General features: G+C 61.7%; 16 protein-coding genes and 1 pseudogene. 8 read left to right on the top strand and 9 right to left on the bottom strand.

Translation table 11 applies throughout. The features are described 5' to 3' along the window. Window positions 1-209 precede the first annotated feature (209 nt). Window positions 210-2,306: a magnesium chelatase subunit D family protein gene (locus ACGVJ8_RS04430; RefSeq protein ID WP_392345782.1), complete on the top strand. Its 2,097-nt coding sequence runs from the start codon at window positions 210-212 to the stop codon at window positions 2,304-2,306. 50 nt (window positions 2,307-2,356) lie between these two features. Here ACGVJ8_RS04430 and ACGVJ8_RS04425 read toward each other — a convergent pair whose 3' ends face one another. Continuing rightward, window positions 2,357-3,217, bottom strand: coding sequence for an MlaD family protein (locus ACGVJ8_RS04425; protein ID WP_392345780.1), 861 nt, complete (start codon window positions 3,215-3,217; stop codon window positions 2,357-2,359). 5 nt (window positions 3,218-3,222) lie between these two features. Beyond that, complete coding sequence (locus tag ACGVJ8_RS04420; RefSeq protein WP_392345788.1) at window positions 3,223-3,981, bottom strand: ABC transporter ATP-binding protein; 759 nt, start codon at window positions 3,979-3,981, stop codon at window positions 3,223-3,225. A gap of 149 nt (window positions 3,982-4,130) precedes the next feature. On the opposite strand from ACGVJ8_RS04420, the gene yvcK reads away from it, so the two are divergent. After that, a complete protein-coding gene (gene yvcK, locus ACGVJ8_RS04415) occupies window positions 4,131-5,486 on the top strand; it encodes a uridine diphosphate-N-acetylglucosamine-binding protein YvcK (RefSeq protein ID WP_392345786.1) in 1,356 nt (451 codons plus the stop codon). 7 nt (window positions 5,487-5,493) lie between these two features. Here yvcK and ACGVJ8_RS04410 read toward each other — a convergent pair whose 3' ends face one another. The 3 genes from ACGVJ8_RS04410 to ACGVJ8_RS04400 are packed head-to-tail and all read right to left on the bottom strand — an operon-like array spanning window position 5,494 to window position 7,162. Beyond that, complete coding sequence (locus tag ACGVJ8_RS04410; protein ID WP_392345778.1) at window positions 5,494-6,060, bottom strand: NAD(P)H-quinone oxidoreductase subunit J; 567 nt, start codon at window positions 6,058-6,060, stop codon at window positions 5,494-5,496. Then, window positions 6,057-6,797, bottom strand: coding sequence for an NADH dehydrogenase subunit K (locus ACGVJ8_RS04405; protein WP_392345776.1), 741 nt, complete (start codon window positions 6,795-6,797; stop codon window positions 6,057-6,059). Before ACGVJ8_RS04405 ends, ACGVJ8_RS04410 begins: the two co-directional genes overlap by 4 nt. Window positions 6,798-6,799: 2 nt before the next feature. Beyond that, window positions 6,800-7,162 carry an NAD(P)H-quinone oxidoreductase subunit 3 gene (locus tag ACGVJ8_RS04400; protein WP_392345774.1) on the bottom strand — a complete coding sequence of 121 codons (363 nt, stop codon included), beginning with the start codon at window positions 7,160-7,162 and terminating at the stop codon, window positions 6,800-6,802. Window positions 7,163-7,245: 83 nt separating this feature from the next. On the opposite strand from ACGVJ8_RS04400, the gene ACGVJ8_RS04395 reads away from it, so the two are divergent. The 6 genes from ACGVJ8_RS04395 (at window position 7,246) to ACGVJ8_RS04370 (ending at window position 9,446) form a co-directional block, all read left to right on the top strand. Next, entirely contained in the window at window positions 7,246-7,632 is a 387-nt protein-coding gene (locus tag ACGVJ8_RS04395) for a rubredoxin (protein ID WP_392345772.1), read from the top strand. Window positions 7,633-7,641: 9 nt separating this feature from the next. Next, the gene (locus ACGVJ8_RS04390) at window positions 7,642-8,643 is read left to right on the top strand and encodes a photosynthesis system II assembly factor Ycf48 (RefSeq protein ID WP_392345770.1); all 1,002 of its coding nucleotides are present in this window, start codon (window positions 7,642-7,644) and stop codon (window positions 8,641-8,643) included. A 71-nt stretch (window positions 8,644-8,714) separates the two neighbouring features. After that, window positions 8,715-8,963: a cytochrome b559 subunit alpha gene (gene psbE / locus ACGVJ8_RS04385; protein WP_392345768.1), complete on the top strand. Its 249-nt coding sequence runs from the start codon at window positions 8,715-8,717 to the stop codon at window positions 8,961-8,963. 3 nt (window positions 8,964-8,966) lie between these two features. After that, on the top strand, window positions 8,967-9,107 hold the full coding sequence (gene psbF, locus ACGVJ8_RS04380; protein WP_006851435.1) for a cytochrome b559 subunit beta: 141 nt from the start codon (window positions 8,967-8,969) through the stop codon (window positions 9,105-9,107). Between the two features lie 8 nt (window positions 9,108-9,115). Further along, complete coding sequence (locus ACGVJ8_RS04375) at window positions 9,116-9,235, top strand: photosystem II reaction center protein L (RefSeq protein WP_006852026.1); 120 nt, start codon at window positions 9,116-9,118, stop codon at window positions 9,233-9,235. Window positions 9,236-9,245: 10 nt separating this feature from the next. Continuing rightward, window positions 9,246-9,446 carry a photosystem II reaction center protein J gene (locus ACGVJ8_RS04370; protein WP_006852014.1) on the top strand — a complete coding sequence of 67 codons (201 nt, stop codon included), beginning with the start codon at window positions 9,246-9,248 and terminating at the stop codon, window positions 9,444-9,446. A gap of 91 nt (window positions 9,447-9,537) precedes the next feature. Here the strand turns inward: ACGVJ8_RS04370 and ACGVJ8_RS04365 are convergent, their stop codons facing one another. The 4 genes and pseudogenes from ACGVJ8_RS04365 to ACGVJ8_RS04350 all read right to left on the bottom strand — a co-directional run. Next, window positions 9,538-10,566, bottom strand: a complete 1,029-nt coding sequence (locus ACGVJ8_RS04365) for an NAD-dependent epimerase (protein WP_392345765.1) — start codon at window positions 10,564-10,566, stop codon at window positions 9,538-9,540. Window positions 10,567-10,609: 43 nt separating this feature from the next. Then, window positions 10,610-12,085 carry a nucleotide sugar dehydrogenase gene (locus ACGVJ8_RS04360; protein ID WP_392345763.1) on the bottom strand — a complete coding sequence of 492 codons (1,476 nt, stop codon included), beginning with the start codon at window positions 12,083-12,085 and terminating at the stop codon, window positions 10,610-10,612. Between the two features lie 58 nt (window positions 12,086-12,143). Beyond that, a complete protein-coding gene (hisS, locus tag ACGVJ8_RS04355) occupies window positions 12,144-13,430 on the bottom strand; it encodes a histidine--tRNA ligase (RefSeq protein ID WP_392345784.1) in 1,287 nt (428 codons plus the stop codon). Between the two features lie 47 nt (window positions 13,431-13,477). Further along, window positions 13,478-13,700: pseudogene (locus ACGVJ8_RS04350) on the bottom strand (SDR family NAD-dependent epimerase/dehydratase); the annotation flags it as partial.

Here is a 13,700-nt window from a genome sequence, read left to right as displayed (position 1 = left end):
TGTCGTGAAGATCCGACCAACGAAAACAGAGCTCCTGAGCCGCCCAGGCCAGCACCTGCTCCTCCAGCAGCGGCCGCACCGCCAGCAGCGTCTCGGCGGGCGTTCCGGCCGGACTCTCCCGGTTCGCCCCAAGGGCGATCGCCAGGGCTGAAGCAGCAGAGGACAGCATCAGCGAGACTGGCGCGCACGAAGCGGGATGGGACGCCTCCATGGTGGCAAGCGGTGCAGTCGTGAAGGACGACCAGGCAACCCGTGCTTTTCCACTGGCCGCGATCACCGGCCACGGCACGCTCAAGCTGGCCCTGTTGCTGGCGGCCGTTGATCCGGGCCTGGGCGGCGTGGTGATCGCCGGCGGGCGTGGCACCGGTAAATCCGTGCTGGCCCGGGGCCTGCATGCCCTGCTGCCACCGATCGACATCCTCGACAGCGAGAGCGGTGTGGGCCGCAACCTCGACCCGCAGAATCCCGAGGAATGGGATGACACCACCCGCAACCAGATCTCGGGGGACCCTCCCTCCAAGGTGATCCCCGCACCCTTCATCCAAATCCCCCTCGGCATCACAGAAGATCGGCTCGTGGGCGCCGTCGATGTGGCCGCATCGCTCTCCAGCGGCAGCGCCGTGTTCCAGCCCGGCCTGCTGGCCGATGCCCACCGGGGGGTGCTGTATGTCGACGAGCTCAACCTGCTCGATGACGGCATCGTCAACCTGATGCTGGCGGCGGTTGGCAGCGGCGAAAACCGGGTGGAGCGCGAGGGCCTCAGCCTCAGCCACCCCTGCCGGCCCCTGCTGATCGCCACCTACAACCCGGAAGAGGGGAACGTCTGCGATCACCTGCTGGACCGTTTCGCCATCGCGCTTTCGGCCAACCAACTGGTGAGCACCGAGCAGCGAGTGGAGATCACCAACGCAGTGATCAGCCATGGCCAGTGCAGTCGCAACTTTGCCGAGAAATGGAGCGAGGAAACCGATGCCCTGGCCACCCAGCTGCTGCTGGCCCGCCAGTGGTTGCCGGACGTTCAGATCAGCGGCAAACAGATCAAGTACCTCGTCACCGAAGCCATCCGCGGCGGCGTCGAAGGGCACCGCTCCGAGCTCTACGCCGTACGGGTGGCCAAGGCCCATGCCGCCCTCAGCGGACGGGATCAGGTGGAAGCCGAAGACCTTCAAGTTGCCGTCGCCTTGGTGATCGCGCCGCGGGCTTCCCAGATGCCGCCGCCGGACCAACAGATGGAGCCGCCGCCGCCGCCGGACCAGGAGCCACCACCGCCGCCCCAGGACCAAGGCGACCAGCAGCAGGAGAATCCGCCGCCGCCGCCGCCGGAAGGATCCGGCGAGGAGGAGAACGACCCTCCGGAAGACAACAGCGACGACAACGAGGTTGACAGCGAGGAGGACCAAGCTCCACCTGCGGTGCCCGAGGAGTTCATGCTCGATCCCGAAGCGATCGAGGTGGACCCTGATCTACTGCTGTTTAATGCCACCAAAGCGAAAAGCGGCAACAGCGGCAGCCGTTCGGTGGTGCTGAGTGACAGCCGTGGGCGCTACGTGAAACCGATGCTGCCCCGCGGACCGGTGCGCCGCATCGCCGTCGACGCCACCCTGAGAGCAGCGGCGCCGTACCAGAAGATTCGCCGCGAAAGGGAACCGGGCCGCTCGGTGATCGTGAAGGAGGGCGATCTGCGCGCAAAATTGCTGCAGCGCAAGGCCGGCGCCCTGGTGGTGTTCCTGGTGGATGCAAGCGGCTCAATGGCCCTAAACCGGATGCAGAGCGCCAAAGGTGCCGTGATCCGGCTGCTCACCGAGGCTTATGAAAACCGCGATGAAGTGGCACTGATCCCCTTCCGCGGTGATCAGGCCGAGGTGCTGCTCCCGCCCACCCGCTCGATCACCGCCGCCCGGCGCCGGCTGGAATCAATGCCCTGCGGCGGCGGTTCACCCCTGGCCCATGGTCTCACCCAGGCCGCCCGCGTCGGCGCCAATGCTCTGGCCACGGGGGATCTCGGCCAAGTGGTGGTTGTCGCTATCACCGACGGACGCGGCAACGTTCCCCTGAGCACCTCCCTGGGCCAACCGGAACTAGAGAGCGAAGAGAAGCCCGATCTCAAGCAAGAGGTGCTGGACGTCGCCGCCCGCTACCGGATGCTCGGGATCAAGCTGCTGGTGATCGACACCGAGCGCAAGTTCATCGGCAGCGGCATGGGCAAAGACCTCGCTGAAGCCGCAGGCGGCAAATACGTGCAGCTACCCAAGGCAAGCGATCAGGCAATTGCAGCGGTTGCGATGGACGCCATCAGCAGCATCTAAACAGCACGATATCGACCCGATATCTAATCAATATCCACCCGACATCGTGATTATTGACCTGTTTGCGTCGGATAGATTTCGCCGAACAATTCACCCAGACCGATGGTGATGCTGCGCACTCCCTTCATGAACTCAGGATCGCCTGTGAGTTGAGCCACGTCGCTACCAACAGCATCGATCTTGGCGGTGAGCTGGGCCGCATTGGCGACCGTCTGTTTGAGCTCATTCAAAGTCTTGGGATTGTCGAGTGAGGAGATGATGTTGTTGGCATGCGCCGTCGCCGCCTCCAGATTGCGAATCACCGGGACCGCTTTGACCAGCTCGTCTTGCAGCTGCACCGTCAACAGCTCAAATTCCTTCGCCATGGCATCAATCGGCTCAAGTGAGGCAGCCACATTGGGAATCACCCGTTCGTTCTGAATCTCTGCCAGCAGCTCCTGCATGATTGCAGTCACGGTAGAGAGATTGGGGACCTCTTTTCCAACCACAGTTCCACCGCTGCAGAGCTGTCGCGTTGGCTGACAGCCGGCCGCATGCGGGAGGGGTGCATCCTTCGGCAGCGGAGTTCCGCGGCTGACCAATGCCACCTGGGCACTCCCCCCAAAAAGGGAAGCCGAGCCCACCGTGGCGGTCACGGGCAGCGGAAGGCGCAGATCAGCTTTGTTGATTTCAAGTTCAGCCACCACCGCCTCAGGGGTGACCACAATCGAGCGAACGGAACCAACCAGGATGCCCCTGTAGATCACAGGAGAACGCTCCGCCAGACCCGCCGCATCGTTGAAACGGGCGGTCAGGGACCAATGGCTGGACCCCAAACGAACCCCTCGGAGCCAAAGGGCCGTTGAAGCAAATCCGATGATGCCGCCAATCACGGTGAATCCGACGATGGCATCACGAACGCTGCGTCGCATGGTGGTCAGTGCTCTGCCGGTTGCATCGGTCCGCGCAGGCTACCCGTCCTGAACTGAACGACATAGGGGTTCTCTGTGGTGCGAAACGCATCCATCGAGCCTTCCCACTGGAACTGACTGTCGTAGAGCATCACCACCCGTTCCGCCGACCGTTCAATCGTGCTGCGCACGTGACTCACAACCACCGAACAGCCTTGGGCCACGGTGGTGGTTTTGACAATTAAATCCTCGATCCGCGTGCAAGCCACGGGATCCAGCCCTGCGGTGGGCTCGTCGTAGAGCAACAAGGGCTTCGACTGATCCCCCTTCTGGGGGTCATCAATCAGAGCACGAGCGAAGCTCACCCGCTTCTGCATGCCACCACTCAATTCACCGGCATAGAGGTGGGCCACGTCGTAGAGCCCAACCGCCTCCAGGCAGCCATGAACACGATCGCGAATCTCTTGCCGCGACAGCTGCGCCCGTTCCCGCAACAGGAAGCCGACGTTCTCCTCAACCGTGAGCGATGCCAAAAGAGCAGGGTTTTGAAACACCAGCCGCACGTCCGGCGGATCGGTTTGATCCAGCCGCAGGTAGGTCTGCGGTTGGTTGAACAAGCGCAGCTCACCACTGGTGGACAGCTGCAAACCAGCCAGCAGGCGCAACACCGTTGATTTGCCAGCCCCCGATGGACCCACCACAGCCAAGCGCTCCCCCGCACGCAGGGTCAGGTTGACCCGATCAAGAACAGGCCGAGGTCCCCACTGCATCGTGAGGTCCCGCATCTCCACGACGGATTGAAGCTGCGGCACGATCTGGGTCGAAAAACATAGACATCCTGCCGCCTTTCCACAAGCTCCGTACAGTTCGGTGAACTTGCTCACCAAGCCGTTCCTTGGCGCTGAAGCCCCCGACAAGCAGACGCCAAGCCCGGATGATGCGCGATAAGCGGCGACAGGATCTGATGACTCGATCCCAAAGGGCCGTGCGCTGGCTTCAACCCGGACTGGTGGTGAAGCGCTGGCTGCTCACCTCCGGCCTAGGCCTGTTGATGGCGCTGCTGGGGGCCGCCGTCTGGGCCGACCTGAAACCGATCTACTGGATGCTGGAAACGCTCAGCTGGCTGCTGAGCAGTTTCACCACCGTGTTGCCCCGCGAAGTGACCGGTCCCCTGGTGGTGCTGATCGGCATCGGCCTTTTGCTGTGGGGGCAGAGCCGCAGCTTCGGATCGATTCAACAGGCTCTCGCTCCCGACAAGGACACCGTTCTGGTGGATGCCCTTCGGGCCAAAAGCCGCTTGAACAGGGGACCCAACATCGTGGCCATCGGAGGCGGAACAGGCTTATCGACCCTACTGAGCGGCCTGAAGCGTTACAGCAGCCGCATCACCGCGATCGTCACCGTCGCTGATGATGGCGGCAGCAGCGGGGTTCTCCGGCGGGAACTGGGGGTGTTGCCCCCAGGCGACATCCGCAACTGTCTGGCCGCCCTTTCCACCGAAGAGCCATTGCTCACCCGCCTGTTCCAATATCGCTTTGCGGCCGGGAGCGGCCTAGAGGGGCACAGCTTCGGCAATTTGTTTCTCTCAGCCCTCTCAGCGATCACGGGCAATTTAGAAGCAGCGATTACCGCGTCCAGCCGTGTGTTAGCGGTGCAAGGTCAGGTGGTACCGGCCACCAACGTGGATGTGCAGCTCTGGGCCGAACTTGAAAACGGCCAACGGATTGAAGGGGAAAGCAACATCGGCCACGCCCCCAGCCCCATTGTTCGTCTGGGCTGCAGTCCTGAACGTCCACCTGCGTTGCCCAGGGCGCTTGAGGCGATCGCCAATGCCGACCTGATCGTGCTCGGGCCGGGCAGCCTTTACACCTCCCTGCTCCCCAATCTGCTGGTGCCAGAACTGGTGAGCGCCATCAAACGGAGCAAGGCCCCCAGGCTGTACATCTGCAACCTGATGACGCAACCCGGCGAGACCGACGGTCTGGATGTGCGCGGTCACATCCGCGCGATCGAAGCACAGCTCGCCAGCCTTGGCATTGAACCCAGACTGTTCAATGCCGTCCTGGCCCAGGCCGACCTGCCTGATTCAGATCTGGTGCGCTACTATCAGAGGCGCGGCGCCGATCCCGTGCGTTGCGATGCGGAAGGGCTGCGCTCCGACGGCTACGACGTCACCCAAGCATCGCTGCAGGGAGTGCGGCCCATAGCCACATTACGCCACGATTCGCGCAGCCTTGCACTTGCGGTGATGAGATTTTACCGCAGCCACCGCTCCCAGAACGCCTCATGAACGGCAATCAATAGGCGTCCTGCATTTCGTAAAAGTCAGGCTGGACGTAGTCCTTACGCAACGGCCAACCTTTCCAGTCTTCAGGCATCAGCAAACGCTTGGGATGCGGGTGCCCCTCGAATTGGATGCCGTACATGTCGAAGGTTTCACGCTCCTGCCAATCCGCACCACGGAACAGTCCGTAGATCGATGGCAGTGAGGGTGTGCCTTCTCGGTTCAGGAAAACTTTGATCCTCACTTCCCTCAGCTTGGCTGAAGAATCCGCAGCCATCGCCTCCACCTGTTCAGCCATCGCCAACAAGTGATAGAAGCAAACCAGCTGCTCACCAGGGCCTTCGTCGTAGCCCCCCTGACACTGCAGATAGTCGAAACCGTTGCTCTTAAGCGCCGCAGCAATCATCGGAAGCACGGCAGCTTCAACACCGATCTGCTCAACGCCGAGATGGTCAAGATCCAGGCTGTTGTGATCGAAGCCTTGCTTGTTCAGCCATTTGCTGACCGGACCAGGCTCGGGAGCAATAACAGCACCCGCTTCATCGGAGGCGGCAGATTCTCTGGAAGGGGTTTCTCTCATGACTCGACAGGTTCAGCAGCAGAGGTGAGCACGGCGGCATCGGTCGCCAGGGTCTGACCAGCCGGCGCTGCAGCCAGGGCGGCTTTCTGGGATTCAGCCCGGAGGTAGGAGCCGGTCACGACAGGCTCCACGCGCTTCATCTGATGGGAGACTGTCAAATAGCGGTGGGTCTGCTGATGCTTGCGGCGCTCAGCCAAAGACTCATCACCCACTTTCTTGCGCAGCTTGATCACCGCGTCAAAGATCGCTTCAGGGCGGGGCGGGCAGCCCGGCAGATAAAGATCCACTGGGATCAGCTTGTCGACGCCACGCACCGCGGTGGTGGAGTCAGCGCTGAACATGCCACCGGTGATGGTGCAGGCACCCATGGCGATCACGTACTTCGGCTCTGGCATCTGCTCATACAGCCGCACCAGGGCTGGGGCCATTTTCATGGTCACTGTGCCGGCCACGATCAAAAGGTCGGCCTGACGCGGGGAACTGCGGGGAACCAGACCAAAGCGGTCGAAATCGAAGCGAGAACCCAAAAGCGCCGCAAATTCAATGAAGCAGCAGGCCGTTCCATAAAGAAGAGGCCAGAGACTGCTCAAACGGGCCCAGTTGTGCAGGTCATCCAGGCTGGTGAGGATGACGTTCTCGCTGAGGTCATTGGTGACCGTTGGGGTACCAATCGGACCGCAGCTGGCTTCGCGCAGATCACGAACAGCAGAAATGGAGGGGGATGTGTTCTCAGACATGACTAGCTCCACTCAAGGGCGCCTTTGCGCCAGGCGTAGGCCAAGGCGACCAGAAGGATGGTGATAAAAACAAGGGCTTCTATGAAGGCCAACAAGCCGAGGCGGTTGAACGCCACAGCCCAGGGATAGAGAAACACGGTCTCAACATCGAAGATGACGAAAACCAGCGCAAACATGTAGTAACGAATATTGAATTGAATCCAGGCCCCGCCAATGGGTTCCATGCCGGATTCGTAGGTGAGCTGGCGCTCACCGGCAGAGCTTTTCGGCGCCACCAATTTGTTGGTGATCAATGCCAACGCCGGAACTGCGGCCGCGATCAGCAGAAACCCCAGAAAGGCGTCATAGCCGGGCAGGGCAAACATGGAGGTCCCCGTAGTGGGGTGCAGTCTGGCATTCACCGCCTGGAGTTGTCGTCGATAGAGTCAATCCGCCCAGCAACACAGCGGTGAGCGACGAACAACAGTCCGTCCAGCCGGTCGAAGCCACCGAAGCGGTTGAAACCGCTTCGGAGAGCGACCCACGGACCCACCGTTTCGAATGTCGCAGCTGCGGCTACCTCTATGACCCCGACGAAGGGGTCAAGAAGGTCGGGATTGAACCCGGCACAGCCTTCGAGGATCTCGACGCGCTGGCCTTCCGATGCCCCGTCTGCCGTAGCAAGGTAGCCGCCTTCCGCGATATCGGTCCGCGTGCCAAAGCCAGCGGTTTTGACGAGAACCTCGATTTCGGCCTTGGGGTGAACCGAATGACGCCGGGGCAGAAGAATGTCCTGATCTTCGGCGGCCTTGCCCTCGGCTTCGCCTTTTTCCTATCCCTTTATTCCTTGCGCTGAGGCCAACCCATGAAACGTCTGTTGAACTCTGCAACCCAGCTCCTGCTGGTGCTGGTGCTGGGGGTCAGCATCAGCGGCTGCGTTACCACCCACGTGCCCACGGCCACCACCAGCCCCTGGCAGGCCATGGATCTCGATACCCAAGCCAATCCACTGGATGTGGCCTTCACCGACAGCCGCCACGGTTACTTGGTGGGCAGCAACCGGATGATCCAGGAAACCAACGACGGCGGCGCCCATTGGAATGAGCGCAGTCTTGACCTGCCCGACGAGGAGAACTTTCGTCTGATGAGCATCGACTTCAATGGCGATGAAGGCTGGATCGCTGGACAGCCTGGGCTGCTGATGCACAGCGACGACGGCGGCCAGAACTGGACTCGCTTGTTCCTGGACACCAAATTGCCCGGCGAGCCCTACCTGATCACAGCCCTGGGCAGCCATTCGGCAGAACTTGCCACCAACGTGGGTGCGGTCTATGAGACTCATAACGACGGGAGCAGCTGGGAAGCCAAGGTGACCGATGCCGCGGGTGCCGTCCGCGATCTACGACGCAGCAACGACGGCAGCTACGTGAGCGTGAGTGGCCTCGGCAACTTCTACGCAACATGGGAACCAGGCGATTCCGTCTGGCAGGTTCACCAGCGCGTGAGCAGCCAGCGGCTGCAAAGCATCGGCTTCCAGCCCGATGGAAATCTCTGGATGGTTGCTCGCGGTGCGCAGATCCGGCTCAACGATGAGCCTGGGGATTTCGACAGCTGGAGCAAGGCCATTATTCCCATCACCAACGGCTACGGCTACATGGATCTGGCCTGGGATGGCGATGGCGCCATTTGGGCTGGAGGCGGCAACGGCACCCTTCTGGTAAGCCGGGACGGCGGCGACAGCTGGGAGAACGATCCTGTCGGGGACCGTCAACCCAGCAACTTCACCCGCATGGTCTTCCACGGAGAGCACGCCTTTGTGCTGGGTGAGCGGGGCAACCTGCTCCGTTGGGTCGGCAACGCTGTGTAACTGAGGTACTGCCTCAGCCTCAGCACGCCAGACCCACCTCCTAAGATCATCGTCCTGATACGCCCAACGCCATGGCTGCCGGCTCAACAGGAGAACGTCCGTTCTTCGAAATCATCACGAGCATCCGTTACTGGGTGATCCACGCCGTGACACTACCTGCCATCTTTTTGGCAGGTTTCCTGTTCGTGTCCACCGGCCTGGCCTACGACGCTTTCGGAACTCCTCGCCCTGATGCTTATTTCCAAGCATCTGAGAGCAAGGCACCAGTAGTAAGCCAGCGCTACGAGGGCAAGTCTGAACTCGACATCCGCTTGAAATAAGTCATGACACAAGCTCCCCCCGTCGCCACAACGCCACGTAACTATCCGATCTTCACGGTGCGCTGGCTTGCATTGCACACCCTCGGTATCCCGACGGTGTTCTTCCTTGGCGCCCTCGCCGCGATGCAGTTCATCCGCCGCTGATCCGACCTATGGAACGCAATCCCAATCCCAACAATCTCCCTGTTGAGCTCAACCGCACCAGCCTGTATCTGGGGCTGTTGTTTGTTTTTGTGACCGGCGTGCTCATGTCCAGCTACTTCTTCAACTGAGGATTATTCGATGAGCGGAAAAAAATCCCCATTCCCTGACGGTCGTATTCCCGATCGCCTGCCTGACGGCAGGCCAGCTGTGCCTTGGAAGTCACGCTGGACCGAAGGCGTTCTTCCTCTTTGGTTGGTTGCTACTGCAGGCGGAATGGCAGTTCTATTCGTTGTGGGCCTGTTCTTCTACGGCTCCTACACCGGTGTGGGTTCTGCCTGATCAACTGCTGACAAAGCGAAGAAAATCGGTCCTTCGCGTCGGTTTTTTATGCCTGATTTAATCCATCACACCTGAGTCCAAACGTTGAGGTTCAAACCTCGAAATAGGTGCGATACCAGCGGGCGAATGCACCCACCCCTCTCTCGATGGAGGTGGATGGCTTGAAGCCCACCCACTCTTCAAGGGCTACGGTGTTCGCGGCAGTCGCCACCACATCGCCGGGTTGCATGGGCTGGAAGTCCTTGATCGCTTCACGGCCTAGGGCCTCCTCCATCACCTCAATGAAGCGCAGCAGGGGCGTGGGCTGGCTGTTACCGATGTTGAAGACCCGATTCGGTGCCGCAGCCGTGGCCGGATCGGAGACCAGGGGGTCGAAGTCAGGGTTCACCGTCGCCGGCTTGTCGCAGCAGCGCAGCACCCCCTCGACAATGTCATCGATGTAAGTGAAATCACGCTGCATCTGGCCGTGGTTGAACACGCGAATCGGCTTCCCGGCCAGGATCGCCTTGGCGAACAACATCGGTGCCATGTCGGGACGGCCCCAGGGGCCATACACGGTGAAAAAGCGCAGGCCCGTTGCTGGCAGCCCATAGAGATGGCTGTATGTGTGGGCCATCAATTCATTGGCCTTCTTGCTGGCGGCATAGAGGCTCACCGGGTGATTCACCGGTTGGTGCTCGTCGAACGGCAGGTTGCGATTCCCGCCATAGACCGAGCTACTGGAGGCATAGACCAGGTTCTCCACGCCATGGTGCCGGCAACCTTCGAGGATGTGGCCAAAGCCCACCAGGTTGCTCTGGATGCAGGCCGCAGGGTTTTCGAGCGAATAACGCACACCCGCCTGGGCCGCCAGGTTCACGACCACCCGGGGCCGCTCGGCCGCGAACAACGCCAGCAACGCCTCGCCGTCCTCCAAGGCGATCCGCTCAAACCGCCAGGCAGGGGCCATGGCCGCGATCGCCTTAAGGCGTGCCTGCTTCAGGGACGGGTCGTAATAGCTGTTGAGGTTGTCGATGCCGATCACGCGATCACCGCGCTGCAACAACCGCTGGCAGAGAGCTGCCCCAATGAAACCGGCAGCGCCAGTTACCAGAATCGGACGAGAGTTGATGGCAGTCATGACAGATCAGCGAACGGTGGGAAGCAAACAGAAGTGATGCGAATCAACTTGTGATCGGGTCGCCACCATCCCCGATGCGCCACAACTGAAGCCCTGCTGCTGCGATAGCCGCAGGATCCACGACGGAACGGGCATCAAAGATCCAAGCAGGCTGACGCAGCAAGGGCGCCAAGGCCTGCCAATCGAGCTGGCGATACTGCTGCCATTCGGTGAGGATCAGCACCGCGTCGGCTCCCGCCACGGTGGAGGCCACGTCATCTGTTTTCCACCAGGCGCCCTCGCCGCTGAGAGCCGCCCTGGAGGGGCTGGCGTTGGCATCAGGAACCGCGCTGGCCTCCAGGTGAAGATCACGGGCGATCTGATCTGACGCCACCTTGGGGTCGTGGATGGCGAGCTGAGCCCCCTCCTCCAACAGATCGCGGCAGATGCGGATCGCCGGTGCTTCGCGGGTGTCGTTGGTGTCGGCCTTGAAGGCAAAACCGAGCACGGCCAAGCGCTTGCCGGTCACGGTCCCGAATAACTTCTGCACCACCAGGCGCGAGATGCGGTGCTGCTGCCAGGTGTTGAGCGTCACCACGCTCTCCCAGTAATCCGCCACTTCCGGCAGGCCGAAATGGCGGCAGAGATACACCAGATTGAGGATATCTTTCTGGAAGCAGCTGCCACCGAAACCAGGGCCGGCCTGGAGAAACTTGGGGCCAATGCGGCTATCGGTACCGATGGCCCGCGCCACCTCACGCACATCGGCGCCGGTGGCCTCGCAGAAAGCGGCAATGGAATTGATCGAGCTGATGCGCTGGGCCAGAAAGGCATTGGCCGTGAGCTTGGAGAGCTCACTGCTCCAGAGGTTGGTGCGCAGGATCTTTTCCTGGGGCACCCAATGGGCATACACCGAAGCCAGGGCATCAATCGCCGCCGCATCTTCCCCACCGATCAGCACCCGGTCGGGGCCTTCCAGATCGCTGATGGCGGTGCCTTCCGCCAAAAACTCCGGATTGGAGAGCACCGAGAAGCTGCATCCATTCGATCCTTCCCCCTGGGCTGCCGCCAGGATCTCCTTAATGGCCTGGGCGGTGCGCACCGGCAAGGTGCTTTTTTCGACCACGATCGTGTGGCCCATCGCCACCTTGGCTACCTGGCGGGCACAGGCCTCAACCCAGCGCAAGTCACTGGCCTGGCCAGCCCCTAAGCCCTTGGTTTTGGTGGGGGTGTTCACGGAGATGAACACCATGTCGGCGGCGGCAATTGCCTCATCCACCGCCGTGGAAAAACTGAGGTTGCGGCCGCGGGCACGGCCAACAACAACATCCAAACCGGGCTCGTACACCGGCAGCATGCTGAGATCGCTGTCGTTCCAGGCGGCGATGCGCTGTTCGTTGAGGTCCACCACCGTGACCTGGAGATAGGGGCAGCGATCGGCGATCACCGCCATGGTCGGCCCGCCCACATAGCCGGCCCCGATGCAACAGATGCGGCGCACGGCACCCGCTGCAGAAGTCGGGGCGGAAGACAGTGTCATCGGCAGATCCAGCATGCCCATTGCGATCTCGCCAGGTTACCGGCAGTTCTTCAAGGGATCAGCCCAAGGCTTCAAGCAATTCAGGGATGGCATCAAACGCCAAGGTCTGCTCGTCGGCTTCTGCGCGCAGCGACTTGAGGCGCACGCAGCCCTGTTCAGCCTCCTGATCGCCGATCACCAGAGCCCAAGGGGCACCGCAACGATCGGCGCGTTTGAACTGTTTGCCGAAAGCTGCTCCGGAGCCATCGAGCTCCACCGCAACACCAGCCTGCCTGAGGTTGCGTGCCAAACCGAGAGCCGCGGCCTCAGCCGCCTCACCGCGATTCACCAGATAAATAGTGGGGGGCAGCTGAGCGGTGAGCCGTGCTGCTGCACCATCGGGATCGGCTTTGGCGGCAGCCTCCAACACCAGCAGCAAGCGCTCCATCCCCAGGGCCCATCCGATCGCCGGCGTAGCCGAACCGCCCAACTGCTCCACGAGGCCGTCGTAACGCCCACCACCACAGACGGTGGCCTGGGCACCGAGCTGGTCGCTGGTGATTTCAAAGGCGGTGTGACCGTAGTAATCAAGGCCACGCACCAAACGAGTGTTCACCTGGAAGGGAATCGCCAGCTGACGCAGCAAGGTCTGCACCTCAGCGAAGCGAGCGGCACTCTCATCCGATAAAGCGTCCAGCAGGGTGGGGGCATCGGCCAACAGAGCCTGCGTGGTTGTGTTCTTGCTGTCGAGGATGCGCAGGGGGTTGGTGATCAGACGCTCCTGAGAGTTGGAGTCGAGCTGGTCAACCCGCTCCTTCAACCACACCACCAGTTGCTCGCGGTAGCGAAGGCGGTCGTCTGGGGTGCCAAGGCTGTTGATCTCCAGCTCCAAATCCTTGATCCCCAGGGCCGCCAACAGGTCCCAGGCCAGGGCGATCACCTCCACGTCACTGCGGGCACTGCTCACCCCCAGGCACTCCACCCCGATCTGATGAAACTGGCGCTGGCGCCCCGCCTGGGGTCGCTCATAACGGAACATCGGCCCGCTATACCAGAGCTTCTGGGCTCCCTGACTGAGCAATCCGTGCTGCACCGCTGCACGAACGACCGATGCAGTACCTTCCGGCCGCAGGGTGCAGGAGCGCTCGCCGCGATCAAGAAAGGAATACATCTCCTTGCCCACCACATCGGTGCCTTCGCCGATGCCCCGGGCGAAGAGTTCGGTGACCTCAAGCAGAGGTGTGCGGATCTCCTCGATCCCGGCTCGGCAGAAATGCTCGCGGGCCACCGCCTCCACCGCCTGCCACCGCCGGGTTTGCTCCGGTAGCAAATCCACCATGCCGCGCAGGCTCTGCAGCTGACTCACACCCATCCCGCTTCAGTGGGGCCAGTCTGCCGTTCAACCGCGCAGCCTCAGCCCAACAGCTCCTGAAACCAAGCGATGGTGGGTTCGAGGCCCTGCTCCAGGCTCACCCGGGGCTGCCAGCCGAGTTCCCGCTGGGCCAAAGCAATGTCGGGCTGGCGTTGGCGGGGATCATCGGGAGGCAAGGGTTTCTCGAGCAAAGGCAGCTCCGGATTGATGCGGGTACGCACCTGTTCAGCCAGCTGACGAATGGTGAACTCGTTAGGGTTACCC

This window comes from Parasynechococcus sp. (genome assembly GCF_042954245.1).
Lineage (GTDB): Bacteria > Cyanobacteriota > Cyanobacteriia > PCC-6307 > Cyanobiaceae > Parasynechococcus.
The sequence above is the reverse complement of the archived record's forward strand: the minus strand, read 5'-3'. Positions and strand labels throughout refer to the sequence as shown.

Excerpts from the sequence above, each read along its gene's own strand:
- ACGVJ8_RS04430 (WP_392345782.1), top strand. The coding sequence starts at position 210 with ATGGTGGCAAGCGGTGCAGTCGTGAAGGACGACCAGGCAACCCGTGCT.
- ACGVJ8_RS04425 (WP_392345780.1), bottom strand. The coding sequence starts at position 3,217 with ATGCGACGCAGCGTTCGTGATGCCATCGTCGGATTCACCGTGATTGGC.
- ACGVJ8_RS04420 (WP_392345788.1), bottom strand. The coding sequence starts at position 3,981 with ATGCGGGACCTCACGATGCAGTGGGGACCTCGGCCTGTTCTTGATCGG.
- yvcK (WP_392345786.1), top strand. The coding sequence starts at position 4,131 with ATGATGCGCGATAAGCGGCGACAGGATCTGATGACTCGATCCCAAAGG.
- ACGVJ8_RS04410 (WP_392345778.1), bottom strand. The coding sequence starts at position 6,060 with ATGAGAGAAACCCCTTCCAGAGAATCTGCCGCCTCCGATGAAGCGGGT.
- ACGVJ8_RS04405 (WP_392345776.1), bottom strand. The coding sequence starts at position 6,797 with ATGTCTGAGAACACATCCCCCTCCATTTCTGCTGTTCGTGATCTGCGC.
- ACGVJ8_RS04400 (WP_392345774.1), bottom strand. The coding sequence starts at position 7,162 with ATGTTTGCCCTGCCCGGCTATGACGCCTTTCTGGGGTTTCTGCTGATC.
- ACGVJ8_RS04390 (WP_392345770.1), top strand. The coding sequence starts at position 7,642 with ATGAAACGTCTGTTGAACTCTGCAACCCAGCTCCTGCTGGTGCTGGTG.
- psbE (WP_392345768.1), top strand. The coding sequence starts at position 8,715 with ATGGCTGCCGGCTCAACAGGAGAACGTCCGTTCTTCGAAATCATCACG.
- psbF (WP_006851435.1), top strand. The coding sequence starts at position 8,967 with ATGACACAAGCTCCCCCCGTCGCCACAACGCCACGTAACTATCCGATC.
- ACGVJ8_RS04375 (WP_006852026.1), top strand. The coding sequence starts at position 9,116 with ATGGAACGCAATCCCAATCCCAACAATCTCCCTGTTGAGCTCAACCGC.
- ACGVJ8_RS04370 (WP_006852014.1), top strand. The coding sequence starts at position 9,246 with ATGAGCGGAAAAAAATCCCCATTCCCTGACGGTCGTATTCCCGATCGC.
- ACGVJ8_RS04365 (WP_392345765.1), bottom strand. The coding sequence starts at position 10,566 with ATGACTGCCATCAACTCTCGTCCGATTCTGGTAACTGGCGCTGCCGGT.
- ACGVJ8_RS04360 (WP_392345763.1), bottom strand. The coding sequence starts at position 12,085 with ATGACACTGTCTTCCGCCCCGACTTCTGCAGCGGGTGCCGTGCGCCGC.